Raw genomic sequence first — 22,550 nt, 5'->3', positions numbered from 1 at the left:
GTGCGGCTCCTTCGCTGCTCGGCGTTGTCCGGGACTAAACCGAGCCTGTCCAGTTGGGGGCTCTGGCGACTCAGTTGGGTCGGTCGTCTGTACGACATCGACTATGCAGTGAAAGCGATCACTTGCGCGAGCGCGATATGCACCACGATCATCATGTGGTGGTGCAACATGAACCTCAGCAATGGCCCGTGGTGTCTGACCGGTGCCGGCAGTTGATCCGTCAGGGCGCGCTCACCATTCTCGATCCGGAAGCGAGCTTCGTCGCGGATCTGCAAGCCGCCTCGCTCAGCGGCGACAACATGCGTGTGATCGCCCGAGATCCTGTACTGGCCGAAGGATCCCGACTGACCACCACCGCCAATGTGATGCATTGGGCTACTGCCAATGTCGAGAATCCGGGCGAGAGGGTACGCCCGCTCCTTGGCCCGGCGGCCTTGGCGTCGGCGCGCGACATGGTCCGGCGCGGCCTGGACAAAGACGCGCTCGAGTCCTACCGCAAAGCCCAATCGTTGGCGTGGCAACTTTGGCTCGGTCTTTGTTTCGAGCTGACCGATGATCCAGTTCAACTCAGAGAAGTACTTGAGGTCACCTCCGTGTCGATCTCAAGTTTCATCGACGACACGATTACCGCGATATCGGCACGGATGGATGCCGAACGCGACGACCTCACGCGCGGCACCCACGCCGAACGGCGCGCCGTGCTTGCCCTTCTACTCGAAGGTGCGCCGATCGACCCGGGCCGGGCGCAGCGGCAGTTGAGCTATCGCTTCGCCGGCGACCACACCGCCATCATCGTGTGGGGGCCGCCCGGAACCGATGCCCACACACTTGAAAAAGTTGCCGAGTCGGTCATGATCGCCACTGGCGCCGAGCGGCGCCTCACCATCGTCGCAGGCGCGAGCGCCCTGTGGCTCTGGGTGCCACGAGCGGTGTCGGGCACCAGCGCCCTACGTGCCGTGGTCGACCGTCACCCTGTCGTCCGAATAGCCTTGGGCCGGACCGCTTCTGGACTGGACGGATTCCGCAGCACCCACCTCGAAGCAGCGACCACCCAGCGCATGCTCGACGCGTTGCGGACGCATCGGCGCGTCGCCAGCTTCCGCGACGTGCAATTCGTCGCGCTGCTGAGCCACGACACAGCCAGCGCCGATGAATTCATCGCGGACACACTAGGTGCCCTCGCCGAAGCCGAATCGGAGCTTCGCGAATTAGTTCTGACCTACATCCGCGACGGGTGCAATACCTCGTCGGCAGCCTCGCGCCTCTACATCCACCGCAACACAGTGGTTCGGCGATTGGCGCAAGCCGAAGCACTTCTGCCCCGCCCCTTGAACGAGAATCTGATTCAAGTTGCTGCCGCTCTGGAACTGCTCGCCTGGCATGGCGGCAGCCCCTGAGTTCACACGAGAGCACTACCGTTCTGGGGCGGTAGAATTCGCGATCCCGCGGGCAACGACAGTCTCGAAGACATCGAGCAGATGCGCGAGCACGTAGCGCGGAGTCGAGTTGCTACTAGCGCGACCGGCGAGCGAGAGAATCCCGCTGCACATGGCCCACAGTGCTGGAGCCGTGGTTTCGGGATCGAGGTCGGCTGAGATGGTGCCGGCGGCGATACCCTCGCGCAGCGCAGTGGTCAGCTGGGTCATGTGCGCGGCGATGAGGTCATCGATCTGGGCGAGCATGTCCGGGTCGTGTGGCGGGCTGGTCATCAACCGGAACTGGTGGGGTCGCTCGCTGGCAAACCGCGTGTACGCGGCCAGCGCGGCACGGATGCGCTCTTCGGGCGATGCCGACAGGGCATATGCGGGGTCGACGTAGGCGCGATTCTCTTCCACGGCGCGCTGCGCGACAGCCAGCAGTAGCGCGCTCCGATTCCCTACCCGGTTATAGATCGTCTGCACGACGACATCGGCTCGTTCGGCAACCGCGTCGAGCGTGACGCCCTGGACGCCCTGCTCGCTCAACAGTTCTTCTGCGGCGCCGATGATCCGAAGCCGCGCAGCTTCCGCGCGGCGTTCCCGTCGCCCGGCGGGTACTGGTTCGGCCATAGGGACACTTTACACACCTTCCATTGTTGGTATATAGTTCCAACATCAATATCAGCATCCAACTTTAAGGAGTTGCGGCGTGGAAGCAGATCAAGGCGCGTTCGAGACCCGGTTCGACTCCGGCGATTCCTATTGCGCGGCAACCATTTACCTTCCCGATGGCGCAGGCCCGCACCCAATGATCGTGATGGGCCACGGCCTGGGATCAGTGCGCCAAATGCGGATGCCCGCCTATGCCGAACGGTTCGTCGCCGCCGGCTACGCATGCCTCTCATTCGACTACCGGCACTTCGGTGGCAGCGGAGGTAGCCCCCGGCAGCTACTCGACATCGACCGCCAGTTGCAGGACTGGAACGCGGCAGTCGAGTTCGCCCGCACCCTGCCAGATGTCGACCCCACCCGAATTGCTTTGTGGGGCACTTCTTTCGGTGGTGGACATGTGCTCCTCACCGCGGCACGCGACCCGCGGATCGCGGCCGTGATCGCCCAGTGCCCATTTGTCGACGGCCCAGCCTCAGCCCTGTCAAGCAACCCAGTGTCCGCACTGAAGGTCACCGCGCTCGCCGTCCGCGACCTCATTGCCGCCTGGCGGGGACGCGCCCCGGTCATGGTGGCCTCAGCCGGACGGCCAGGGCAGGCGGCCCTGATGGCAGCACCGGACTGCTACGACGGCTACCTCAACCTCGTCCCCGCAGACGCACCGTTCGAAAACCAGGTCGCGGCCCGGTTTGGCTGGCACATCACCATGCACCGCCCGATCAAGGAAACACCGCAGATCGCGGCACCGACATTCTTCGCAATCTGTGAGCGAGACACGGTGGCCCCCGCAAACGCGGCGCAGAAAGCCGCTGCCGCAACACCATTGGGCGAGGCCAAACTCTACGACATCGGCCATTTCGACATCTATGTCGGCGACGCATTCGAGAAAACCATCGTCGACCAGATCGACTTCCTGCAGCGCCACATCCCGACCGGAGTGTCGGCATGAGCGGCTGGGAGCTGGCGGGGCGAACGGTCGTGATCACCGGTGCCGGCGGCGGACTCGGATCCAATCTGGCCCAGGCCCTTCGCGCCAAGGGCTGCAACCTCGCCCTGCTCGACCTCGATCTGGATCGCGTCGAGCGGCAAGCCGAGGCCCTTGGCGGGCCGGCTCATGCGCGCGGCTGGCGCGCCGACGTTCGTGACCTCGCAAGTCTGGAGTCAGCGTTTGCCGACGTCCACGCGCACTTCGGGCGAATCGACGTCGCCGTCGCCAACGCGGGCGTCGAGCTGATCCAGGCGGTAGCCACTGGCGACCCGACGGCATTCGAAGCGCTCATCGACATCAATCTCACCGGTGTGTGGCGCACGCTGCGCACGGCGATTCCCTATGTGAAGGCGCAACGCGGCTACCTGCTTGCAGTGTCCTCGATGGCCGCGTTCATCCACTCTCCGCTGCAGTCGGGCTACACGGCGAGCAAGGCCGGGGTGTGGGCCATGAGCAACTCCATGCGCCTGGAACTGCGGCCGCATGGGGTGGCCGTGGGCACGCTGCACCCGACGTTCTTCAACACCCCGATGCACGAGGAGATGTTGCAGAATCCCGCCGGCGAGGTGCTGTGGGGCGGGCATCGCCGCGCACCGTTCAAGATGGTTCCGCGCGATGACGTCATCGCCGCCGGGGTTAGGGCCATCGCACGTCGATCCAAGACTGTCACGGTGCCGCGGGACAATACCGTGGCGGCCATCGCCCCCGGCGTGCTTCGCGGCGTGATCGGCCGGTTCGGATTCTCCGACAACACAATCCAGCGAGCTAGCGAGCTCAGCGCCGCATATGTCGGGACCAAAGATCTGACCGTGTAAGGGCGGCGGCGGGCGATTGCTGGGCCGCCGCAAGCGGTGTTCGTATCGCGAAAATTCAGCACTTAAGGGTCGGGGCCACTGGTGGGTGTGTCGGTGACGTCTCACGCGCGCAAGCTGGTGTCAGACGCTGGATTCGACTGTACTGGTCGGTATTTCGCGGACGCCCATGAAGGAAGCGAATCGCTTCTCAGTTGGACGCAGTGAGCCCTGGCCCCGCCTCGACGGCGACGTCACGTGCGGTCAATTCCGAGCCACACCGATCGCACACGTGGTGTATTTCGGCATGCCCACCGCAGTCGCGGTGCCGGTACAGCAGGAACGGGCCGTCGGGCGCCATGTACTTATCGCCCCAGGTACGTAGTGCCATCAGAATCGGGTAAAGATCCATGCCCTTGTCGGTCAATCGATACTCGTGGCGGGTGCGGCGCGCGTCCTTGTACGCCGTGCGTTCGAAGATGCCGGCGTCGACCAATTGCGCCAGTCGCTGGGCGAGCACAGCGCGCGAGAGGCCCATCGTGGTTTGAAATTGGTCGAATCGCCGGACGCCTATGAAGGCTTGACGCAACAGGATGAGCGTCCATCGGTCCCCGAGCAGCCCGACCGGACGTGCGATCGAGCATGGCTCGTCGTCCAAGTCGCCCCTCGTCACATCAGAGACGCTACCACTTGCGTTCGTTTCTCAAACTCAGTAATTTGAGTTCGGGATCAGAACTCAGTGTTCCTCCTGAGGGCAGGGCGGCGCCTCGCACTCTGCAAGCTCTCACCACTACCCAACGAAACGAGAACGACATGCCGCTCTATCAGGTGGTTGCCGACAAGGACCTACTCACGGACGACCTTCGTCGCCGGATCGCTGGTGAGATCACGAGGATCCATGTGACCAACACTGGGGCACCGGCGGTTTTCGTCAACGTCCTGTTCCAAGACTCTCCCGCCGGCCATCTCTTCACCGCTGGCGAGCCATCGCGTACCACCATCATCGTCGGCAACATACGGGCGGGCCGTGATCTTGCAGTACGGCAGGCGATGCTGCGTGACCTTGCCGAGATGTGGACCGCGCAGACCGGACAGTCCGGCGGCGAACTGCTGATGGCTATCCAGGAGGTTGACCCCCGGGCGTCGATGGAGGCAGGCCTGATCATGCCTGCGCCGGGGGAGGAGGATTCGTGGTTTGCCGAGCATGAGGATCGGCTCCGCGAACTCGGTCTGACCGCGCCCTGACCACCCCGCCGCGTCCGTCAGCCAGCGGCCTGGCCGTCGGCCGACCAGATTGTTCTGAGCCGGCGCGTCGTTCAACACTCCCGACTTGGGCCAGCCGGCGGATACGATCAGCCATGTCGGGGTTCGATCGTTCTCCCCTTAGCTCCACAGATATTCAGATGGGGGTCTGTGTTCACCGGCCCCCATTTCTGTTGCACGCCCAGCATGGGCATTCGCTTGGAGGTGCGAGTCCCCTGGAGCTGAAGGTGGTTAACTCCGAGTTGATGGCAACTGCGTCACTGTGAGGTGGGGTGGAAAGGAAGCCGGAGACGAAGTCCTGCCCCGAGGGACACGAACCGCACAGAAGGTGGAGTTGATGTTCCGGTTGACCACGAATCTGTAGCAGAGCAGCTTGACCATTGCGTGCGATCCGTGAACCCACACGTTCGGCACCGCATTGCTTAGCCGACCTTTGCATTTGTCGAATTCGACATCATGAACCGTCCCGAGTTTGATGCCGGCTTCATAGTTGAGACGTCGCCGGGTGGGACATCGATTGTTGAGCGTAGTAGGCGCTCTCGTATTCGACGGGTGGGACGTAGCCCAGCAGGCTATGCAGGCGGCGGTTGTTGTACCAGTCGACCCATTCCATCACCGGATACTCGACGTCATCGAGGGTTCTCAGAGGCCCGGTGCGGAACGGGCTGGCGGGCCCGAGTGCTTCGGTCTTGAACAACCCCATCGTGGTCTCGGCCAACGCATTGTCGTAGGCGTCCCCGACGCTGCCGATCGACGCCGCAATCCCCTCCAACACAAGGGTTTCGGCGAAGGCAATCGAGGTGTACTGGGATCCGGCGTCGCTGTGGTGAATCAACCCATCAGTGACCCTGTGGCCCTGGTGATCGCGGCGCCACAATGCCATCTTCAAGGCGGTGGTGACCATCGCGGTGTCTTTGACCGTCGAGACGTGCCAGCCGGTGATCAACCGGGAGAAGCAGTCGATCACCAACGCCACATACACGAACCCTGACCAGGTCGGCACGTACGTGAAGTCGGTGACCCACTTACGATTTGGTGCCGCGGCGGTGAAATCGCGGTCCACCAGATCCGGTGCCCGCGAGGCGTTCTTGTCGGCGATCGTGGTGCGATGTTTTCGGCCTCGAACGATGCCCGAGAGGCCCTCGTCACGCATCAGCCGGTCCACCGTGCACCGGGCAACCTTGATCCCGCTGCGGCGCAGATGCGCGGTCATCTTGCGCCGCCCATACATCCCTTCAGGGGTATCGACCGTGGCCAGCAGAGCGTCGGTCAGCTGGGCATCGGTCACGGTCCGCGCCGCGGGTTGGGCGGTTTTCCAGTTGCGGTAGGTCCGTGGGGCAACCTGCACACCCAGTTCACACAGGGCGTGGCAGATCGACTCGACCCGGTGGCCGGCCGTCCGCATCTGGTCGATGAATCCGCAGATCAGCGGCGGCGCGGGTCGGTGAAAGTCGGCCCGGGACGCGGTGACAACCGTTGGGGCTGTTCCGTTTTCCCGGGCCGCTTCCCGAACCCGGCGTGCACCTTTCAATGCACCGGGCTCTCCACAAGACCCGGTCAGGCTGCTGTGGTGTCCTCCTCGGGGGTCGGCCAGGGCGAGGGGATGACCGCGCCGCGGTAGCGGTAGCGGGTGGTGCCGATCTTCTCCAGATCGATCAGCATCCGGTCCTCGGTGGTTGGCCACCAGCCGCCGCCGCAGTAGCGGCGGCGCAACTGTTTCCAGGTCGATTTGCGGTGTTTTCGGCGCAGCCAACGCCACACCGTCTGCCACGTGTAGTGGCTCAGGTAGGAGAAGGTCGCCGAGGACACCCCGGCCCGGAAATATCCCGCCCAGCCCTGCAGCGTCGAGTTGATCCGGCGCAGCAGGTCATCGAGCGGCTGGCTGGGTTCGACTGTTCGGCGCAGCGTCTTGATCTTCCGTTTGACCGCCAACACGGACTTCGTGGACGGATGAACGTAGACGTAGCTGCAGCTGGTGCCTCGTTTGCGGCGACGCTGGATGTGCCACCCGAGAAAGTCCAGCCCCTCGTCGATGTGGGTGATCAGGGTCTTATCCGGCGACAGACGCAACCCCATCGTCGCCAACACGGCGGCGATGTCCTCCCGTAGTGCTTCGGCCTGGGCTCTGGTGCCCCGCACCATCAGACACCAGTCATCGGCGTAGCGGACCAGCCGAAAGTTCGGCTGCCCGTGACGAAGTCGTCGAGCACGCTCCACCGAGCCGGTGGCCGGACCACCCGACAACCCGGCGATGTGTTCGTCGAGCACCGACAACGCCACATTGGCCAACAACGGCGAAAGAATCCCACCCTGCGGGGTTCCGGCGGTGCTGTCCGCCAGCAGGCCGTCCTCGGTGAAGATGCCCGCCTTGAGGAACGCCTTCACCAATCCCAGGACACGGTTGTCCCCGACGCGTCGACGCACCCGGCCCATCAGGGCCGTGTGGTCGATCTCATCGAAACAGGCCTTGATGTCTCCCTCAACAACCCAGTCGTAACACCGGGGACGTGTTGCGAGGTAACGCACTTCGGCCACCGCATCATGAGCGCGGCGCTTCGGACGGAAACCGTAGGAACACGGCAGGAAATCCGCCTCGAAGATCGGCTCCAACACCAACTTCAACGATGCCTGGACCACCCGATCGGTCACGGTCGGAATCCCCAAGCGGCGCAACGCACCACCGGTCTTGGGGATCATCCGCTCGCGCACCGGCAACGGGCGGAAACTGCGGTCCCTTACCTGCGACCGCAGTTCATCGAGGAACGCCTCGATACCCTGCCCAGCCGTGATGGACGACGCGGTGCGTCGATCGACCCCGGCCGTGGCGGCACCCTTGTTCCCGCTGACCCGATCCCACGCCACCAACATGAACGCGGGATCAGTGACGAGGTTGAACAGATCGTCGAACCGGCGATGAGGATCATCGCGTGCCCAACGGTGCAGCTTGGTCTGGATCTTCAGTACCCGTTGCCGCGCCAGCATCAGCGCCAACTCCAGCTCGTCGGTATTCACCGGCGACATAACGTCATCTCCTGATCTTCCAATTTCCGCACTGCATGTCTTGCTGGCCCCCTTCGCCCTGTGACCGCCTTTCTCGGTCTCCACGGCGGGCACGTCACCGCCCGCGACTACTACGAAGCCTCCGCCCCACCCGAATGCGGTTCCTTGACTCCGAACCCGAGTCGTCACACCCGCCCCGGCTGGCTACCGGAAACGAAATGAACGGTCCCGCAAGGTGGTTGGTTCCCACGTTCACCAGGTCATCGATTGGTCAGGGAGGCGCCCAGCTCTACTCCGGCAGCATCGCCATGGTTACGCCGCAGGCCTTCACCGTGGCCTCCCCACCGCTGGAACTAAACGGCTTCGGAGTCAAACCCCACCCGCTCGGGTTCGTGCACTGCATACCGGCCCATATCCACCAGGTTGGAGCCGGCTTCGCGGTTACGGAGCGTCTGACACTGGTTCGCTTGCGCTGCACCTTCTGACCTTGCTCGACAAGCCCGCACCGTCTGGCAGTACCGGCACGGCTCGCCTTCTCGGGGCCGCTTGCCACCGCTCACCGTCGTTCCCGGCGATCGGCTGCCCCGATGCTTCCTCAGGCCGCTGCGACGACCCAAAGGAGACGGTCTCTCACCGCCTCTCGATATACCCAGCGCCTCGTGGCGCACAGCTCCCGCGCGAAGAAAATCGAGGCCGCCTTCAAAATCTCGTTGGCCTCCCGCAGGTCCCGGACCTCACGCTCAAGGTCTTTGATCCGCTGCGCCTCTGCGGAGGTGACACCCGGGCGCTCGGCCGTGTCGACCTGGGCCTGCAACACCCACCGGCGCAGCGACTCCACACCCACCCCGACCTTCGGGCCGATCGCCTGGCAGGCGGCATACACCGACCGATACTCACCGAGATGATCGAGCACCATCTTCACCGCACGCTCACGCTGCTCGACCGGGTAATGCTTGGACACAATCGCCATCCTTCTCACAGAAGGAAGCGGCATCAAACTCGGGACGGTTCAGAGGGCACGCTCAGTTTGATTAAGGTCTCCGTATCGGGCCACGTCTCTCATCAGTTCGATTCGACCGAGTGTGCTCGTGGCGATGTACTCACCCTGGCTGCGTTGCGTTGCAATCCATGCTTGCAGCTCTGGCGTCTCGGCCTCGGCGATGAGCAGCTTGGTGAGGGCCGAGGTGTCCATGTAAATCACTGCGCGTTACGCATTTCCATGAGGATGTCGGTCAAAGTTCGCGTGCGGGCACGTGCCGGTGTCACGGCGATCGTGTCGAATAGATTCTGCGGACGGCGCGCCGGGATGAGGGAGCCGGACCCGATCAAAGTCTCACGTGTCCAGGTTGCGGCTTGCACGGGGACGAGACACGCAACGAGGCGCCCGTTGCGCGTGACGCCGAGTACTTCACCGGCTTCGACGCGGGCGAGATAGCGAGAAGCGTGTTGGCGTAGTTCTCGGACGCCGATCTCCTCCATACATTCACTGTAGTACCCAATGTGCTACAAGCGAGCCCGTCTATGTTCGTAGACAGGGCAGCCCACTGACACGCAGCCGAGGGGATCATCTGCACCCGTCATCCATAGCATCGTGCAGCCTGCAGAACACGAAATAGCCACTACGCCCATCTAATTCGGAAATATAGCCCGACCACTTAGTCGGACGGGGCAGCAGAGCATGCGACAAGTAGTCTGATTTATCCGCGCCAAGCGTCGTCGATCTTGTGCATTTCAGTTGGCGCATGCGCCAACTTGCGCCATCTCAGAATGCAATCCGCCACGGAGAAATGCACCCTACATCCACTTTCAACATATAGCGCACCCCGGGGCTTGTGGCAAGACCCCCCTCATGGTCCAGAATCGCTGGGCTGCAACGCAACTGCAGCTTGATCGTCTTGAGGGGGACGCATGACCGATACCGACGTGATCATTGTGGGCGCGGGGCCGACAGGCCTGACGCTGGCCACCGAACTCTGCCTGACCGGCGTCAAACCGCTTGTGCTGGAACGGCTCACCGCTATCCGCGAGGTCGCCAAAGCCGCCGGCGGCATCGGCGGGCAGATCCTGAATCTGTTGCGCTACCGGGAACTCGGTGACCTACTGGACAAAGCGGCCGGCGAACCCGTCACCGCCAAGCTGCCATTCGGCGGCATCCACGTCGACCTGACGAAACTCGACGAGTCGCCGATGCAGGTGCAGCGACTCCCTCAGCCGCAACTTGAAGCGCTCCTGCAGAACTACGCACAAGACCTCGGCGTCGAGGTGCGGCGCGGCCACGAGGTCATCGGTCTGCAGCAGGACGACGACGCCGTCTACCTCGAGGTCCAGGGCCCGGATGGCCCGTACCGCATGAGCGCCAAGTACGTCGTGGGCTGCGACGGGGTGCGCAGCCGGGTACGCGACCTGGCCGGCATCGGATTCCCAGGAATCGTCTATCCCGAGATTCACCGCATGGCCACGGTCAGCTGGCGGGAAGAAATCACCGTCCGCGACGACGGCGACTACGACGTGCCGGGCTACGGCCGCCTGCCGTGGGGCTACAGCCAGACCGAGGGCGGCATCTTCGCCATCGCGTCGTCGGAGCCCGGGTGGTTGGGCCTCTACACCAGCGAGGCCCCGGACCACGAGTACGACGATGACGACCCGATGACACTCGATGAATTCCGCGCCAGCGTCCGTCGTGTGCTCGGCGTCGACTTCCCGCTCGGCGAGCCAAAGCGGTTGACCCGCTTCACCTATGCCGCGCGGCACACCGAACGCTACGTGGCGGGGCGGGTATTGCTGGCCGGCGATGCCGCGCATCAGATACCGACGGGCGGCGTCGCGGTGTCGGCCGGGATGCTCGACGGGGTGAACCTCGCGTGGAAACTGGCCGCGACGCTGCAGGGCTGGGCGCCGCCCGGGCTGCTGGAGACCTATCACTGCGAACGGCACCCCGCCAGCGAGCGCCTGCTGCTGCATTCCCAGGCCCAGGTGGCGTTGCGACGGGGCCACGATCCGGCCGACGAGGCACTGCGGAAAGTGTTCAGCGAGTTGGTTTCTGATGGACCGGCGCTTGCGCGCGTCGGCGCGATGATCGCGGCGTCCGACGTGCGGTACCCGATGCCCGGCGCGCAGCCGCACGCGCTGGCCGGGACGTTCGCGTCGCACCTGCCCGACGACGTCGTGGCGGCGCTGCGCGCGGCGCGCCCCGTCTTCGTCGGGCCGTCCGGCCTCTGCGAAGTTGCGGCGCCGTGGGCACACCGCGTCAACGTCATCGTCATCGTCAACAACCAAGCCGAGGCCCTGCTGATCCGCCCGGACGCGCACATCGCGTGGGCCGGCGCCTCGGATGCGGGACTGCGGGAGGCGCTCGGATATTGGTTCGGTGATCCGCGATGAGTATTCGGTTCCGCACCGGTCTACTCAATGAACGCAATCTTCAGGAGGCAACATGACCGAGCAGACCGCTCTGCCGCCGGTGGTCGACCAGGACACCTGGCGGGCCGCTCTCGACGACCTGCGCCGCCGCGAAAAGGCCGCGACGCGCGAACTCGACGCCATCGCCGCGCAACGGCGCCGGCTGCCGATGGTCGAGCTGCCCGACTACACCTTGATCGGCGCTGACGGTCCGATCCGCCTGGCCGACATCTTCGACGGCCAGTCTCAGCTGATCGTCTACAACCACATGTGGACCGACGGCGCCGAGTGGCAGTGCCCCGGATGCACCGGCTACACCTCGCAGTTCACGCGCCTGGACTTCCTGTCCAACTACGACGCCCGGTTCGTCATCGTCACCAACGGGCCCATCGAGGAAGCCCTGGCCTACAAGGCCAAAGTGGGCAACAAAATGGACTGGTACTCCTCGTCGGAAAGCAGTTTCGGGCCGGACATGGGCGCCCCGCCCGGCGCGGGTTTCGCTGTCAATGTGTTTCTGCGACATGGCGATACGGTGTACCGCACCTGGCATACCGACGGTCGCGGCTGCGAACAGCTGGGCCACAGTTTCGCGTTGATCGACGTTCTGCCCTACGGCCGCCAGGAGCAGTGGCAGGATTCGCCCGAAGGCTGGCCCCAGTCACCGACGTACTCCAAATGGGCCAGTTCGCAGGACATCGCCCGCGCATACGGATCGAACGCAGAGAACGGACAGAACCGATGACCAGCACCTCGACAGCCCAGGAGCGCTTCGTCGCCACCCGCACCATCGCCGCGCCGCCCGCGGCGGTCTTCGCCGTCTTGGCCAACCCGGCCCGGCACAAAGAGACCGAACCGGGCGACTGGGTCCGCGATGCCGTCGACACCGCGCCGATCACCGGCACCGGTCAGGTGTTCGCGATGAACATGTACCTCGATCAGGCCGGCGGCGACTACGTCACCTATAACCGGGTGACGGAGTTCGAGCCAGACAAGACGGTCGGCTGGTCGACCGGCAGCCTGGATGAATCGGGTGAGCACGTGCCCGGTGGTTGGTGGTGGCGGTACGACCTCGCCCCCAACGGTGACGGCACGGACGTCACCCTGACCTACGACTGGGCCGGAACACCGCAGGCGTTCCGCGACCAGATCGGCGGCATGCCGCCGTTCCCGATCGGTTTCATCGAGGAATCGCTCGCCGCGCTGGACCGGGCGGTGACGGGCTAACGACCTCCCAACAGCGCCAATCATTCAGGTCTCGGTGAACGTCAGCCCATCCCAGCGGCCTGCATTGATGATCTTCCTGTTGGCCGTCATCGCCGTCACCGCGGGGCTGGCCTGGACAGTGCTGTCGGCGGCCCCCGCGGTACCCACTGGGCGACTCACCGGACTTGCCGCGAGCGCCGGTGCTCTCGTTCTCGGCGTCCTGCTGGGCATCTACTGGTACTTCAGCGGCGCCTCGGAAATCAGTGATCAGCTCGGCGGTTCCGGTGCCGACCTGTCGAGCCTGGTCAGTGTGTCGTTGAACTTCGGGTTCATCCTGTACACCGTCGGCGTCGCAGTCGTCATCGCCGGCGTCGCCATGCTCTGGCGAAAGCGCCCTTCGGCATCGCCACCAACACCGCTACCGGGTCAGCCGTACTAAGTCCGCTGCCGCCGCGCGGCAGTCAGGATCTCCTCGGCCGTTTCGAGGATGGCGACGTCACCGCGACGGGCCTCCACCGGCAGGCCGGCCGCACGCCGGAGCACCATGCCCGCCAATGGGCCGTGGGTCGCGCTGGGCACGATGAGCAGATTGGCCGTGGCATCGAGCCCGCCGACGGTGATGATGTGTTGCGGTTTTGTGCGCCAGTCCCGCCAGTTGAGGCTCGGCGGATGACTCAACGGCGACCAATTGAGGCCCACCTCAACGACTTTCCCCAGTTGACCGTCCAGCGCCGCGACCAGTCCGGCCAGTTCGTCGGCAAGGGCCGCCGTGTACGGCCACCAGGCACCATCGATCCGCCGGCCGAGTTCGTAGGCCAGGCAGAGCCGAATGGGTTTGCCTGGCCTACTCCTCGGGGTGGGATGCGTCATCAGGTCACCGGAAGCAGGTCGGTGCGCCATCTCATGGGGATTCCTCGATCCGATGTCGCGACCGACCCGCTCGCCAGAATGACAAGCGGCATCCACACGACGCCGTCACCAACGCTACGCCGCGTTGGTGACTGCGCCGCTCATCGACGTGTCGCCGAGCGACGGGTCCTCAGTCGCTGTACTCCGCAGTTCCGTCTTCGAGCACCAACCGGGCGTTACTGCCGTCGGCCCCGGCCGCTTCCGTGCGGAACACCGCATGCCCGGGTTCGGTGCGCCACACCGACGTCGTCAACGTCTCGCCGGGAAACACCGGTGACGTGAACCGCGCGCCGACGGCCTTGATCTTGGCGGCGTCGCCGCCGGCAAGTTCGGCAACCAGGACGCGGCCGGCGACGCCGTAGGTGCACAGGCCGTGCAGGATCGGCTTCGGGAAACCGGCGAGGGTCTGCGCGAACCACGGGTCGCTGTGCAGCGGATTGCGGTCGCCGGAGAGCCGGTAGATCAGCGGCTGGTCCTCGGTGGTGGGCAGCGCGACGACGGCGTCGGCCGGACGATCCGGGATCTCCGGGGCGGCCGCCCGCTCCCCTGGCTGTCCGCCGAAGCCGCCCTCGCCGCGGATCACCGCGGTCGACCAGGATTCGGCGATCACGTTTCCGCTGTCGTCGGTGGCGGTGCCCTTGAACGTCAGGATGGCGTTCTTGCCCTCGCCCTTGTCCTGGATGTCGACCACCTCGGAGCTGACGTTGAATCGGCCCGACGGCGGCAGCGGCGCGTGCAGCCGAATCTGCTGACTGCCGTGCAGCAGCTTGCCGAAATTGAAGCTGCCGACCTCCCCGACGGCGCCCCAGGCCGGGCAGCAGATTACCGCGTAGGTGGGCAGCACCTGCTGGTCGATGCCATGACTGTTCTCGGTGGTGAACGCCAAATCCTTGGTGCCGCAACCCACTCCGAGTGCGTAGAGCAGGGTGTCGCGTTCGGTCCACTCGAAGGGCTGCGGTGCGGTCTTGGCTCCGATGGCATTGGGGTTGATCGGCATTCGGTGGTTCTCCCTCAGAAGGCGGTGTGACAAATCGGACCCTACGCGCTATTGACGACCTCAGCCCGCGAGAGGGTCACGATGACTCGCATGCGATATGTCGTTACCGGCGGTACCGGGTTTATTGGCCGCCGCGTCGTCAGCCGGATTCTGGCTCAGCACGACGAAGCCGAAGTATTCGTTCTCGTTCGGCGGGCCTCACTGGCCCGCTTCGAAGAACTGGCCGCGGAATGGGGTGACCGGGCCAAACCCCTGGTCGGCGACCTCACCTCCGCGGGTCTGGGCCTGGCCGATCTGGCCGAGCTGGGCCCGATCGATCACGTGGTGCACTGCGCCGCGATCTATGACATGACCGTCGACGCCGCCACCCAGCAGGCCGCCAACGTCGAAGGCACCCGCGCGGTGATCGAGCTGACGCGCAGTCTCGGTGCGACGCTGCACCACGTGTCGTCGATCGCGGTGGCCGGCAATTACCGGGGGATTTTCACCGAGGACGACTTCGACGTCTCCCAGGAGCTGCCGACGCCGTACCACCAGACCAAGTTCGAAGCCGAGCAGCTGGTGCGCGCCACCCCCGGCCTGCGGCACCGGATCTATCGTCCCGCCGTCGTGGTCGGCGACTCCCGCACCGGCGAGATGGACAAGGTCGACGGACCGTATTACTTCTTCGGGGTGCTGTCGCGGCTGGCGGCGCTGCCGAAGTTCACGCCGATGATGGTGCCCGACACCGGCCGCACCAACATCGTGCCGGTGGACTATGTGGTTGAAGCCGTCGTCCATCTCATGCATGCCGAGGGGCGAGACGGCCAAGCGTTCCACCTGACGTCACCGAATCCCATTGGGCTCAAAGACATCTACCGCGGAGTCGCACAGGAAGCCGGCCTGCCGCCGTTGCGAGGCACGTTGCCGAAGGCGACGGCAGCTCCGGTACTCAAGGCCACCGGGCGGGCCAAGGTCCTGCGCAACATGGCCGCCACCCAGCTGGGCATCCCCGGCGAGGTGCTCGACGTCGTCGACCTGGCGCCGTCGTTCGCCTCGGAGAAGACTGTCGCAGCGCTGCAGGGCACCGGCATCGTCCTGCCCGAATTCGCCTCGTACGCACCGAAACTGTGGCGCTACTGGGTCGAGAACCTGGATCCCGACCGGGCCCGCCGGGATGATCCGCGCGGTCCGCTGGTCGGCCGCAACGTGATCATCACGGGCGCTTCGAGCGGCATCGGCCGGGCCTCGGCCATCGCCGTCGCCGAGCGCGGCGGCCGGGTGTTCGCGTTGGCCCGCAGCGCCGACGCCCTCGACGAACTTGTCACCGAGATTCGCCAATTCGGCGGCGAGGCCTACGCTTTCACGTGCGATGTCGCCGACGGCAGTTCGGTGGAGCACACCGTCAAGGACATCCTGGGCCAGTTCGATCACGTCGACTACCTGGTGAACAATGCCGGCCGCTCGATCCGTCGTTCGGTGGTCAACTCGACCGACCGCTTCCATGACTACGAGCGCGTGATGGCGGTCAACTACTTCGGCGCGGTCCGGATGACGCTGGCACTGCTGCCGCACTGGCGCGAACGCCGGTTCGGTCACGTGGTCAACGTGTCGAGCGCCGGGGTCCAGGCCAACAGCCCCAAGTACAGCGCGTACCTGCCGAGCAAGGCGGCACTCGACGCCTTCTCGGAAGTGGTTGGCACCGAGACTCTTTCGGACCACATCACGTTCACCAACATTCACATGCCGTTGGTCGAGACCCCGATGATCGCGCCGTCGAAGCGACTCAACCCCATGCCACCGATCACCGCGGAGCATGCCGCGGCAATGGTGGTGCGGGGCCTGGTCGACAAGCCGGCCCGCATCGACACCCCCATGGGCACGCTGGGTGATCTCGGAAACTACTTCACCCCCAAGCTGTCTCGCCGAGTCCTGCACCAGCTGTACCTGGGCTACCCGGATTCGGCCGCGGCGCGCGGCGTGGCCGAAACCCCGCCGGCGGCCGACCGTCCCGATCGCCCACGGACGCCGCGCCGGCCCAAGCGGCCCCTCGCGGTCAGCAGGGTCCGGGTGCCCCGGCCGGTCAAGACCGCGGTGCGGTTGATCCCCGGCGTGCACTGGTAGACACCCGACCCTAGGGTTGGCGACATGACAGGGGGCCTACTTCCCGCCGGCCAGGCCAGGGTGCAGCCGGTTTTTGCTGACGTCGACACCGGCGTGGACGATGCGATGGCGCTGGCCTACCTGATGGCCAGCGCCGACGCCGAGCTGGTCGGCATCGCATCCACCGCGGGCAACGTCCCCGTCGACCAGGTGTGTGTCAACAATCTGGGGTTGCTGCAACTGTGCGGGGCGGGCCCCATCCCCGTGTCGCGGGGCGCGAGCGTCCCGCTGGTTGCACCGTTGCGCACCGCCGAGGACACCCATGGCCCGCAGGGGCTGGGTTATGCGGATCTGCCCGAGCCCACTGCCGATGCGGAGACCGGCGGCGTGCTCACCGGGTACGACGCCGCCGAGGCCTGGATTCAGGCCGCGCGCGAGTACCCCGGCGAGTTGATCGGTCTCGTCACAGGCCCGCTGACCAACTTCGCACTGGCGCTGCGGCAGGAGCCGTCACTCCCCCGACTGCTGCGCCGGTTGGTGATCATGGGCGGGGCCTTCGACTACCGGGGCAACACCACGCCGGTGTCCGAGTGGAACATCAGCGTGGACCCGGAGGCCGCGGCCGAGGTGTTCTCCGTCTGGGGCGCGGCCTGGGGTCTGGAGGACCCAACGCATCTGCCAATCGTGCTGGGGCTCAACCTGACCGAGAACGTCGCGATGACGCCGTCGTTGCTGAGCCGGCTGGCGGCCGCGGCGGGTGGCCCGTCGTCGCCGATGAGCGTGCTGGACGATCGCGGCACACGGTCGACGTCGTCCAACCTGCTGATCCGGGTGCTCGAAGATGCCATGCGGTTCTACTTCGAGTTTCATTTCGACCAGGGCGAGGGCTATCTGGCGCACCTGCACGATCCGCTCGCGGCGGCCGTCGCTCTGGATCCGGACATCGTCCGGTACCAGCAGGCGACGGTCGACGTGGAACTGCTGGGCACACTGACACGCGGTATGACGGTGGCCGACTGGCGCGGGCACTGGGGCCGCCATCCCAATGCCCACATCGGCGTCGAGGTCGACCCGGTGGCGTTCTTCGATCGGTTCATCGAGCGGGTCGGGGCCTTCGCCGCCAAGCTGTGACGCCGAAAGGCCACTGATAGCTCTCGCGAGCAGACGCAAAACTGTCATTTCCCAACGGAATTCGACAGTATTGCGTCTGCTCGCGAGTGAATAGTGGCCAGTCGGGGCGGCGAGGATCAGTCGTCGGTGACGGTGATCTTGACGTCGATGTTGCCGCGGGTGGCGTTGGAGTAGGGGCACACCTGGTGGGCCTTGTCGGCCAGCTCCTGGGCGGCGTCGTGATCCAGGTTGGGCAGCGTGATCTCCAGCTCGACCGCCAGGCCGAATCCGCCGTTGTCCAGCTGTCCGAGCGAAACCCGGGCTCCCACAGACGAATCGGTGACATCAGCCTTGGCTTCGCGGGCGACGAGCCGCAGCGCAGAGTGGTAGCAGGCGGCGTAGCCGATGGCGAACAGCTGCTCGGGGTTGGTGCCGTTGCCACTGCCACCCATCTCCTTCGGGATGGCCAGGTCCAGGTCGAGCTTGCCGTCCGAGGTGCGGCCGTGGCCGTCGCGACCTTCGCCGGTGGCCAGGGCTTCAGCGGTGTAGAGCGTCTTCATGTCGATCTCCTTGTGGTGGTTGGTGCACAGTGACGCGGAATGCGTCGGTAAATCACTGCGATGCGGTGAGCGCATCGGTCAATCGGTGGATCGCATCGCGCAGGTCCGCGGCTTCCTGTTCGGTGATGCCGCTTCGGGCACCCAACTGTTCGGGAATGCACTGGGCACTGGCTTCGAGCTTGCGGCCGGCCGGGGTGAGGCTCACCTCGACCTGACGCTCATCCTGCTGCGACCGTTCACGACGGATGAATCCATTGGCCTCCAGCCGTTTCAGTAACGGTGAGAGAGTCCCCGAATCCAACTGCAGCCGCTCACCCAGCCGCCCGACGGTGACCCGGTCCTCTTCCCACAACACCAGGAGCACCAGGTACTGCGGGTAGGTGAGGTTCAGCTCGGACAGGATCGGCCGGTAGGCCGCCGTCATCGCCCGCGACGCCGAGTACAAGGCGAAGCAGAGCTGACGGTCCAAGGTGAGTGCGTCCACACCAAGAAATGTAGCCCACAATTTAATTGTACACAATCATCACGTTGGAGCGCGCCGGGCGCGATGTGTCATGCTCGATCGCATGGACTGGTTGCCCGACCAGGATGCGTTGCGCGGCAAGATCGCGGTGGTGGCCGGCGGGACGCGTGGCGCCGGCCGCGGTATCGCCGCCGGACTCGGCGAAGCGGGAGCGACGGTCATCTGCACCGGCCGCAGCAGCCGCCGCGGCGGCATGACATCCGACTACGACAGGCCCGAGACCATCGAGGAAACCACGTCGACGGCCGCTGGCCCGACAGCTGGAATGTGTGATTCCGCGTAATCCGCACCCCGACAGTGCCATCCTTTACCCATGCGTAAACGACGCAGTGACGTGCACCTCTGTTGTGCCGTTGTCGCGTCGATATCGCTCCTTACCGCGTGCACCCAGACCGCCGTCAATGACCCGCCGCCCACGTCATCGATCGAAACCACCGCACTGCCGACGACGACGCTCCAGTCGACGCGGACAACGACCACTGCGACCACGATGGTCACCTACACTCCACCGCCGACCACCTCCGGCCCGATCCCGACATCGACGACGTTCACCAGTGCCCCGACCACCACGACGACAACGACCACCACGACCACCGCACCGAGCGGACCTCCCCCGCCCACCAGCTCGCCGCGGCCTACACCCTGATGGAGTCCGCCGACGATTCGCGCACCGTGTCGCCACATCTGCAATCGTGGCTCGGCGTGGTTGGTGTTGTGGCCGCGCCACTTTCGGCGATCACGGCACTCTGTTACTACTTCGGCAGGGTCTCCACCAACGCCAAGATGACGTACCTCGGGGTGTCCACCGATGTCGTCGGATTCACCACGAATGACTATGTGGCGCAGAGTGCCGGCGTGTTGTTCGTCATCGCGTTGTCCGCAGCGCTGGTGTGCGCCTCGGTGCTCGCCCTGTGCCTGGCGTTTCGCAGCCTCGTCCGCCGCGGTCGACACGTCGTCATTCTTCGGCGCACGGCGCTGCTCGTGATGATCCTCGGCGTCGCCGCTCTGATGCGCGCCGTCCGTGGCGTGTGGTCACCCGGCTCGTATCACGACGATCAGGGCTGGCGGACGCCCGCCGCACTGGCCCTCGGCGCCGCGCTGTTACTGGTGGGTGAATGGATGCGCCGCGCGTGCGACGACCCGGCGCAGTCCGTCCTGCCACCCACCCGTGTCGGGCAGGTGCTGCTCGCCATCAACGCAATCGTGTTGATACTGGCACTGTTCTGGGTCACCAACGTGTTCGCCGAGAAAGCCGGCAAGGTGGAAGGCACCAATGCGGCGGCCGGCCTGTGGTCGACGAACAGCACCGTCATTCTCGACACGCAAGATCAACTCGACCTGCCACCCGAGCTGATCAAAGTGCGCACCTTGCCCACCCGCGATGCACAGCAACAACCGACCTACCGCTACGAGTGTTTTCGGGCTATCGCGGTGCGCGATGATCGCTGGGTCCTGATGCCGGCGAACTGGAAACCCGAATTCGGATTCACCGTCATCGTGACCGCTGACGCCTCCCACCGCATCATGCTGCGCAACATCAAGGGCAACCCTCGCGAGATGGGCAACGGGTCCAACGTCCGCGATTACTGGCCGTGTCCGGAGTTCGCGAAGACGGTCAAAGGCGACGCCGTCGTCGGTCAGCTCCTGAGCCTCGATGACGTCAAAAGCCTCGTTCACGTGCCAACGTTGACGGTTGTGAAGGAATATGCGCAACAGCCGCAACGCGATTCGGCGCCCCGATCGCCATCGTGCGCGGAAGCGCTGAATCCGACGGCTTACGAACCCGGTCGTGACAGTGGATTCGTCCGGCGTGCCGGCCGCGAGATGGTCGACGCGGCGTCGCAGACCCGGATCGACGAAAGCGTCATCGAGTTCGCGACTCCCCGGCAGACGGCCGAGTTCTTCGAACCGATCAGATCGCAGTGGGAGGGTTGCAAGAAGTCCACTGTTCCCATTGGTTCCCAACGCATTACGGTCGGCGACCTCACGGAGAACGACCACATCTGGACCTTAATGGTGAAGACGTCCGACGAACCCGGTGGGCAATGCGCACGCGCTTCTGCGGCGATATCCAACGTCGTGTTCGACGTGGTGGCGTGCGGACCCAAGGCATCCGAACGAGCGGCCGCTGTCGCCGCCGCCATCCGTGACCGCTTCCCCAGGGAGTAACTGCCGCTATCCCTCAGGCGGAACGGGCCGCAGTGCGACATCGCCCTCAAGGGACACAGGTGGATAGAAGTCGAGGGTGGTGTAGTCGAGAACCATCAACTCCGAACACCTTCCCGGCATGAGGAAGCTGCCACAACCCTGAATCTTGAACGTGTACTTGGTATCCCGCCATGCTTTGCCGACGGTGAATTTACGAACGTTGCCTCCCAGTTCGTGCCAATGAAGCTCACCGCCCGGGCGCTGCCACATGAAAATAAATGAAGTCCAGAACCCCTTGTTGTCCCAATAGGCGACAAGTTTGTCTCCGCCCGGTTCGAAGGCATCCAGGCACGGCGAGATCAAAAAACTCTCGGGGCATTTGAGCTCAGCATTGGCCCGAGCGGGGAAGAACCCGGGCCCGGTGACGCCGAGAGCCAAAGCGATAGTTGCCACGAAACCGGCCGATCGACTTGCGGGTACTCTCATGATTTCCCCTTTGTGAATGCTCACAGGATCCACTCAGTCTACGACCAGAATCGGTCGCCCAACAGACCCTCAGCAAACATGTGACGGCCGCAGTCGATCAAGGATGCCGCCACGGGAATGGTGATTCCGAGCGCATCCGGAACGCCCGGAAGTACTCGAACATGCCGACGAACATCACCCCGGTCAATATGTGCCACAGTGCGTGCCCCTGAAGGACCGACGTGTGACTGTAGAGGCACTCGTAGTAGTGACCGTCATGCTGCGCCAGTAGGTTTTTGGTTCCGTCGGTGTACTTGAAGACGAGCGCGAGTAGCCCCGTGGCAACGGTGACACCCAGCGCCCACCACATATTTCCCTCCGCCACCGGCTCGATCCCCATCCGGGTCTTGCGTGCCAATGCCGCCCACACCATCCCGCCGATGATGATCACCACCAACGCGGGAGTGAACAGATCGGAATCGAACAGGAAGACATCTGTCCGGAGAAATCCTGTGATCACACCGATGACGCCTGCGGCGATCATCAAGAGCCATGACTGCCACTCGTCGTATGACCAGTCCATCAGCTCGATCAATCCATAGGCGATGATGGCGAGCAGCACCGCGTAGACGCCGACGATGTCCAGCGTCTTGCCGATGCCTGTCAGCGTGCCGTGGAACCAGGCGCTGCAGACAGCCAGGAAGCACAAGTAGCCGCCGACGAACCGTCCGGGCATGGAGCGGTTGAAGAACAGAATCATCAACCCGGCAGCCAGATACGCGAAATTGGACCAGAAGTTGGCGATCTGCAGAAAGAAGGCCGTCTTGTCGACTGCCTCGCACTGTTCGTGGCGATAGCTCATGACCTGATCAGACGTCACATCGGCCCAGGGCGATCCGGAAGCAATCGAACCGAGCAGGGCTATGCACGCCACCACGAGAATGCACCCACCGCAGATGATCAGCCAGCTCCAGCGCCGCATCAGACTCATTGATGTTTGCGGTTTTTCGCTCATGTCCGTCTCC

The 22,550-nt window shown here is 64.7% G+C and carries 24 protein-coding genes and 2 pseudogenes; 12 read left to right on the top strand and 14 right to left on the bottom strand.

The features are described from left to right. Window positions 1–122: 122 nt before the first annotated feature. Window positions 123–1,397 carry a PucR family transcriptional regulator gene (locus tag G6N46_RS25235; RefSeq protein ID WP_234880750.1) on the top strand — a complete coding sequence of 425 codons (1,275 nt, stop codon included), beginning with the start codon at window positions 123–125 and terminating at the stop codon, window positions 1,395–1,397. Window positions 1,398–1,412: 15 nt separating this feature from the next. Here the strand turns inward: G6N46_RS25235 and G6N46_RS25230 are convergent, their stop codons facing one another. After that, complete coding sequence (locus tag G6N46_RS25230) at window positions 1,413–2,048, bottom strand: TetR/AcrR family transcriptional regulator (RefSeq protein ID WP_138250306.1); 636 nt, start codon at window positions 2,046–2,048, stop codon at window positions 1,413–1,415. A 79-nt stretch (window positions 2,049–2,127) separates the two neighbouring features. Here G6N46_RS25230 and G6N46_RS25225 point away from each other — a divergent pair, with 79 nt between their 5' ends. Together G6N46_RS25225 and G6N46_RS25220 are read left to right on the top strand one after the other, a co-directional pair. Next, window positions 2,128–3,036, top strand: coding sequence for an alpha/beta hydrolase (locus tag G6N46_RS25225; RefSeq protein WP_138250307.1), 909 nt, complete (start codon window positions 2,128–2,130; stop codon window positions 3,034–3,036). Next, entirely contained in the window at window positions 3,033–3,890 is an 858-nt protein-coding gene (locus G6N46_RS25220) for an SDR family NAD(P)-dependent oxidoreductase (protein ID WP_138250308.1), read from the top strand. Before G6N46_RS25225 ends, G6N46_RS25220 begins: the two co-directional genes overlap by 4 nt. Before the next feature lie 187 nt (window positions 3,891–4,077). On the opposite strand, the gene G6N46_RS25215 is transcribed toward G6N46_RS25220, so the two are convergent. Then, complete coding sequence (locus G6N46_RS25215; RefSeq protein WP_138250309.1) at window positions 4,078–4,539, bottom strand: winged helix-turn-helix transcriptional regulator; 462 nt, start codon at window positions 4,537–4,539, stop codon at window positions 4,078–4,080. Between the two features lie 140 nt (window positions 4,540–4,679). Between G6N46_RS25215 and G6N46_RS25210 the strand changes: the two genes are divergently transcribed. After that, window positions 4,680–5,111 carry a tautomerase family protein gene (locus G6N46_RS25210; protein ID WP_163693012.1) on the top strand — a complete coding sequence of 144 codons (432 nt, stop codon included), beginning with the start codon at window positions 4,680–4,682 and terminating at the stop codon, window positions 5,109–5,111. A 502-nt stretch (window positions 5,112–5,613) separates the two neighbouring features. On the opposite strand, the gene G6N46_RS25205 is transcribed toward G6N46_RS25210, so the two are convergent. From G6N46_RS25205 to G6N46_RS25185, 5 genes and pseudogenes are all read right to left on the bottom strand, one after another. Next, complete coding sequence (locus G6N46_RS25205) at window positions 5,614–6,660, bottom strand: IS3 family transposase (RefSeq protein ID WP_163693009.1); 1,047 nt, start codon at window positions 6,658–6,660, stop codon at window positions 5,614–5,616. 26 nt (window positions 6,661–6,686) lie between these two features. After that, window positions 6,687–8,150: a group II intron reverse transcriptase/maturase gene (ltrA, locus tag G6N46_RS25200; protein WP_456093943.1), complete on the bottom strand. Its 1,464-nt coding sequence runs from the start codon at window positions 8,148–8,150 to the stop codon at window positions 6,687–6,689. Window positions 8,151–8,724: 574 nt separating this feature from the next. Then, entirely contained in the window at window positions 8,725–9,090 is a 366-nt protein-coding gene (locus G6N46_RS25195; RefSeq protein WP_138250319.1) for a transposase, read from the bottom strand. Window positions 9,091–9,144: 54 nt separating this feature from the next. Then, window positions 9,145–9,330: pseudogene (locus tag G6N46_RS25190) on the bottom strand (type II toxin-antitoxin system VapC family toxin); the annotation flags it as partial. Then, on the bottom strand, window positions 9,327–9,608 hold the full coding sequence (locus tag G6N46_RS25185; RefSeq protein WP_138250320.1) for a type II toxin-antitoxin system Phd/YefM family antitoxin: 282 nt from the start codon (window positions 9,606–9,608) through the stop codon (window positions 9,327–9,329). The gene G6N46_RS25185 and the pseudogene G6N46_RS25190, both read right to left, overlap by 4 nt. 429 nt (window positions 9,609–10,037) lie before the next feature. Between G6N46_RS25185 and G6N46_RS25180 the strand changes: the two genes are divergently transcribed. The 4 genes from G6N46_RS25180 (at window position 10,038) to G6N46_RS25165 (ending at window position 13,170) form a co-directional block, all read left to right on the top strand. Further along, a complete protein-coding gene (locus G6N46_RS25180) occupies window positions 10,038–11,510 on the top strand; it encodes an FAD-dependent monooxygenase (protein ID WP_167526435.1) in 1,473 nt (490 codons plus the stop codon). Window positions 11,511–11,562: 52 nt separating this feature from the next. Then, window positions 11,563–12,270, top strand: a complete 708-nt coding sequence (locus tag G6N46_RS25175) for a DUF899 domain-containing protein (RefSeq protein WP_138250321.1) — start codon at window positions 11,563–11,565, stop codon at window positions 12,268–12,270. Continuing rightward, the gene (locus tag G6N46_RS25170) at window positions 12,267–12,752 is read left to right on the top strand and encodes an SRPBCC family protein (protein WP_138250322.1); all 486 of its coding nucleotides are present in this window, start codon (window positions 12,267–12,269) and stop codon (window positions 12,750–12,752) included. Before G6N46_RS25175 ends, G6N46_RS25170 begins: the two co-directional genes overlap by 4 nt. A gap of 67 nt (window positions 12,753–12,819) precedes the next feature. Beyond that, complete coding sequence (locus G6N46_RS25165; protein ID WP_138250323.1) at window positions 12,820–13,170, top strand: hypothetical protein; 351 nt, start codon at window positions 12,820–12,822, stop codon at window positions 13,168–13,170. Here the strand turns inward: G6N46_RS25165 and G6N46_RS25160 are convergent. Both G6N46_RS25160 and G6N46_RS25155 read right to left on the bottom strand, forming a co-directional pair. Then, on the bottom strand, window positions 13,167–13,601 hold the full coding sequence (locus G6N46_RS25160) for a DUF5994 family protein (RefSeq protein WP_138250324.1): 435 nt from the start codon (window positions 13,599–13,601) through the stop codon (window positions 13,167–13,169). The genes G6N46_RS25165 and G6N46_RS25160 overlap by 4 nt on opposite strands. A 169-nt stretch (window positions 13,602–13,770) precedes the next feature. After that, window positions 13,771–14,637, bottom strand: a complete 867-nt coding sequence (locus tag G6N46_RS25155) for a MaoC family dehydratase (protein ID WP_064980736.1) — start codon at window positions 14,635–14,637, stop codon at window positions 13,771–13,773. Between the two features lie 90 nt (window positions 14,638–14,727). On the opposite strand from G6N46_RS25155, the gene G6N46_RS25150 reads away from it, so the two are divergent. After that, window positions 14,728–16,740, top strand: a complete 2,013-nt coding sequence (locus tag G6N46_RS25150) for an SDR family oxidoreductase (protein WP_138250325.1) — start codon at window positions 14,728–14,730, stop codon at window positions 16,738–16,740. Window positions 16,741–16,764: 24 nt separating this feature from the next. Beyond that, window positions 16,765–17,850, top strand: coding sequence for a nucleoside hydrolase (locus G6N46_RS25145; RefSeq protein ID WP_138250326.1), 1,086 nt, complete (start codon window positions 16,765–16,767; stop codon window positions 17,848–17,850). A gap of 116 nt (window positions 17,851–17,966) precedes the next feature. Here G6N46_RS25145 and G6N46_RS25140 read toward each other — a convergent pair whose 3' ends face one another. Together G6N46_RS25140 and G6N46_RS25135 are read right to left on the bottom strand one after the other, a co-directional pair. After that, window positions 17,967–18,389, bottom strand: a complete 423-nt coding sequence (locus G6N46_RS25140) for an organic hydroperoxide resistance protein (protein WP_133427590.1) — start codon at window positions 18,387–18,389, stop codon at window positions 17,967–17,969. 52 nt (window positions 18,390–18,441) lie between these two features. After that, the gene (locus tag G6N46_RS25135; RefSeq protein WP_138250327.1) at window positions 18,442–18,873 is read right to left on the bottom strand and encodes a MarR family winged helix-turn-helix transcriptional regulator; all 432 of its coding nucleotides are present in this window, start codon (window positions 18,871–18,873) and stop codon (window positions 18,442–18,444) included. 82 nt (window positions 18,874–18,955) lie between these two features. Here G6N46_RS25135 and G6N46_RS25130 point away from each other — a divergent pair. Further along, window positions 18,956–19,147 (top strand): annotated as a pseudogene (locus tag G6N46_RS25130) (short-chain dehydrogenase); the annotation flags it as partial. Window positions 19,148–19,410: 263 nt separating this feature from the next. Here the strand turns inward: G6N46_RS25130 and G6N46_RS25125 are convergent. Beyond that, complete coding sequence (locus G6N46_RS25125) at window positions 19,411–19,596, bottom strand: hypothetical protein (protein WP_163693005.1); 186 nt, start codon at window positions 19,594–19,596, stop codon at window positions 19,411–19,413. A 30-nt stretch (window positions 19,597–19,626) separates the two neighbouring features. Between G6N46_RS25125 and G6N46_RS25120 the strand changes: the two genes are divergently transcribed. Further along, the gene (locus G6N46_RS25120) at window positions 19,627–21,081 is read left to right on the top strand and encodes a sensor domain-containing protein (protein WP_170215073.1); all 1,455 of its coding nucleotides are present in this window, start codon (window positions 19,627–19,629) and stop codon (window positions 21,079–21,081) included. Window positions 21,082–21,087: 6 nt separating this feature from the next. Here G6N46_RS25120 and G6N46_RS25115 read toward each other — a convergent pair whose 3' ends face one another. Together G6N46_RS25115 and G6N46_RS25110 are read right to left on the bottom strand one after the other, a co-directional pair. Further along, the gene (locus G6N46_RS25115) at window positions 21,088–21,570 is read right to left on the bottom strand and encodes a hypothetical protein (RefSeq protein WP_138250329.1); all 483 of its coding nucleotides are present in this window, start codon (window positions 21,568–21,570) and stop codon (window positions 21,088–21,090) included. Between the two features lie 73 nt (window positions 21,571–21,643). Continuing rightward, window positions 21,644–22,540, bottom strand: a complete 897-nt coding sequence (locus tag G6N46_RS25110) for a ceramidase domain-containing protein (RefSeq protein WP_138250330.1) — start codon at window positions 22,538–22,540, stop codon at window positions 21,644–21,646. Window positions 22,541–22,550: the final 10 nt, after the last annotated feature.

This window comes from Mycolicibacterium phocaicum (genome assembly GCF_010731115.1).
GTDB classification, from domain to species: Bacteria; Actinomycetota; Actinomycetes; order Mycobacteriales; family Mycobacteriaceae; genus Mycobacterium; species Mycobacterium phocaicum.
Note: the sequence above shows the minus strand (reverse complement) of the source record. Positions and strands in the feature narration are given on the sequence as shown.

What these genes read in the sequence shown, in the direction of transcription:
- G6N46_RS25230 (WP_138250306.1), bottom strand. Translation starts at nt 2,048, where the DNA reads ATGGCCGAACCAGTACCCGCCGGGCGACGGGAACGCCGCGCGGAAGCT.
- G6N46_RS25220 (WP_138250308.1), top strand. Translation starts at nt 3,033, where the DNA reads ATGAGCGGCTGGGAGCTGGCGGGGCGAACGGTCGTGATCACCGGTGCC.
- G6N46_RS25210 (WP_163693012.1), top strand. Translation starts at nt 4,680, where the DNA reads ATGCCGCTCTATCAGGTGGTTGCCGACAAGGACCTACTCACGGACGAC.
- ltrA (WP_456093943.1), bottom strand. Translation starts at nt 8,150, where the DNA reads ATGTCGCCGGTGAATACCGACGAGCTGGAGTTGGCGCTGATGCTGGCG.
- G6N46_RS25185 (WP_138250320.1), bottom strand. Translation starts at nt 9,608, where the DNA reads ATGGAGGAGATCGGCGTCCGAGAACTACGCCAACACGCTTCTCGCTAT.
- G6N46_RS25180 (WP_167526435.1), top strand. Translation starts at nt 10,038, where the DNA reads ATGACCGATACCGACGTGATCATTGTGGGCGCGGGGCCGACAGGCCTG.
- G6N46_RS25175 (WP_138250321.1), top strand. Translation starts at nt 11,563, where the DNA reads ATGACCGAGCAGACCGCTCTGCCGCCGGTGGTCGACCAGGACACCTGG.
- G6N46_RS25170 (WP_138250322.1), top strand. Translation starts at nt 12,267, where the DNA reads ATGACCAGCACCTCGACAGCCCAGGAGCGCTTCGTCGCCACCCGCACC.
- G6N46_RS25165 (WP_138250323.1), top strand. Translation starts at nt 12,820, where the DNA reads ATGATCTTCCTGTTGGCCGTCATCGCCGTCACCGCGGGGCTGGCCTGG.
- G6N46_RS25160 (WP_138250324.1), bottom strand. Translation starts at nt 13,601, where the DNA reads ATGACGCATCCCACCCCGAGGAGTAGGCCAGGCAAACCCATTCGGCTC.
- G6N46_RS25155 (WP_064980736.1), bottom strand. Translation starts at nt 14,637, where the DNA reads ATGCCGATCAACCCCAATGCCATCGGAGCCAAGACCGCACCGCAGCCC.
- G6N46_RS25150 (WP_138250325.1), top strand. Translation starts at nt 14,728, where the DNA reads ATGCGATATGTCGTTACCGGCGGTACCGGGTTTATTGGCCGCCGCGTC.
- G6N46_RS25145 (WP_138250326.1), top strand. Translation starts at nt 16,765, where the DNA reads ATGACAGGGGGCCTACTTCCCGCCGGCCAGGCCAGGGTGCAGCCGGTT.
- G6N46_RS25140 (WP_133427590.1), bottom strand. Translation starts at nt 18,389, where the DNA reads ATGAAGACGCTCTACACCGCTGAAGCCCTGGCCACCGGCGAAGGTCGC.
- G6N46_RS25125 (WP_163693005.1), bottom strand. Translation starts at nt 19,596, where the DNA reads ATGTGGCGACACGGTGCGCGAATCGTCGGCGGACTCCATCAGGGTGTA.
- G6N46_RS25110 (WP_138250330.1), bottom strand. Translation starts at nt 22,540, where the DNA reads ATGAGCGAAAAACCGCAAACATCAATGAGTCTGATGCGGCGCTGGAGC.